We start from the raw sequence: 1,123 nt of genomic DNA, 5'->3' as shown, positions 1-1,123 counted from the left end.
TCCCAGTTCTGCGGGCGCAGGTCGACCTCGGGGGCGCGGCCAACCGAACCGACCGCTGATGCAACCGGCACGTCGGCCGGCGGCAGCGCGGGGCCGCCCACGTCGGGCAGCAGCCCGTGCGGCACCGGCCGCGCGCGGCCCTGCTGCATGCGCATGAAGTTGTAGCGGTCCAGCGTGAGGCCTCGGCTCGCGTTGGCGTCGCGAATCACGTAGGGCCGCAGGAACACCATCAGGTTGGTCTTCACGCGCTGGCGCTTGTCGTAGCGAAACAGGTTGCCCACCACCGGCAGCGAACCCAGGCCGGGCACGGACTCGGTGCCGTTGGCCACGCTGTCTTCCATCAGCCCGCCGAGCACCATGATCTGCCCGTCGTCCACCAGGATGCTGGTGTCCAGCGCGCGCTTGTTGGTGACGATGCCCGAGATGTCGGACGCCTGCGCGTCGATGGTCGACACCTCCTGGTAGATGTCGAGCTTGACGGTGCCGCCTTCGGAAATCTGCGGCCGGATGTTCAGCTTCAGCCCGATGTCCTCGCGCTGGATGGTCTGGAACGGGTTGGTGCTGCTGTTGCCGTTGGTGATGTACTGCCCGCTCACGAAGGGCACGGTCTTGCCCACCATGATGGAGGCGGCCTCGTTGTCCAGCGTGAGGATGTTGGGCGTCGAGAGGATGTTGGCGCCGTCTTTCGCCTGCAGCGCGCGCGCGAGCATCTTGAGGTTGAGGATCTCGCCCACGCCCGGCAGGTTGACCGTGCCGTCGACGATGCCGATGTTGAGCCCGCGGGGCATCGCCTCGATGGTGTTGCGTGCGTTGGCATTGAGCGTGGCGCCGCCGAAATTGGTGCCCGCGCGTACGCCGCGCCCGTTGCCGCCGCCGGCCATCCACTGGATGCCGAGTTCGGACGCATCGCGCTCCGTCACCTCGACGATCAGGCTCTCGACCAGCACCTGCGCGCGCCGCTGGTCGAGCGTGTCGATCACGCGGCGCAGGCTGCGGTACATGGGCTCGGGCGCCGCGATGATGAGCGTGTTGGTGGTGGCGTCGGCCTGCACGGTGACGCCGCCCGCCGAGAACGCGGCGCCGTTGCCGCCGCTGCCCGTGGCGCCGGCTTGCGCGCCGGTGC

The 1,123-nt window shown here is 69.1% G+C and carries 1 protein-coding gene; it reads right to left on the bottom strand.

Annotated features, from left to right (window positions below; translation table 11 throughout):
- A partial coding sequence (gene gspD / locus BMG07_RS40700; RefSeq protein ID WP_198089217.1) for a type II secretion system secretin GspD occupies nt 1–1,123 on the bottom strand: 1,123 nt, incomplete at both ends.

The sequence above is a fragment of the Variovorax sp. E3 genome, from assembly GCF_016082275.1.
In the GTDB taxonomy this organism is placed as follows: Bacteria; Pseudomonadota; Gammaproteobacteria; order Burkholderiales; family Burkholderiaceae_C; genus Variovorax.
Note: the sequence above shows the minus strand (reverse complement) of the source record. Positions and strands in the feature narration are given on the sequence as shown.